Below are 359 nucleotides of genomic sequence, written 5' to 3' on the forward strand. Positions count from 1 at the left end.
CCCCAATACAATCCAGGTTTCGTTGGCATCCCAAAACGGGCCAATGGCGGCCACCATGACATCTTTCTCTTCTTCATCGGCAAACGGCAATAGCAAACCGATGCCCAAGTCATAGCCATCGAGCACCACATAAATCAGCAGCGCCAACCCCATGGCGCCGGCAAAGAACAACGGAAGCCAATATCCAATATCCATCACGCTTCTCCTTCTGCTTGTTCATCGTCGGCTCGTTCAGCTTTCATAGCCCGCTGCTGTGGGGTCAGAGACAAGGAGCGCGCCGGCTTGGTGGCCATGTAGCGCAATGCCGCGATGTAAGACACCAATAGAAAGACGTACAGCAATACGTAACCAAACAACGT

1 protein-coding gene is annotated in these 359 nt (G+C 52.9%); it reads right to left on the reverse strand.

Going from position 1 to position 359, the window contains the following annotated elements; translation table 11 throughout:
* Nucleotides 1-195: cytochrome d ubiquinol oxidase subunit II (locus F8C76_RS19380; protein WP_211372199.1), on the reverse strand; the 195-nt coding region annotated here is incomplete at its 3' end.
* Nucleotides 196-359: the final 164 nt, after the last annotated feature.

Origin of the sequence: Flagellimonas olearia, assembly GCF_009184425.1 — a bacterium.
GTDB lineage: Bacteria > Bacteroidota > Bacteroidia > Flavobacteriales > Flavobacteriaceae > Flagellimonas > Flagellimonas olearia.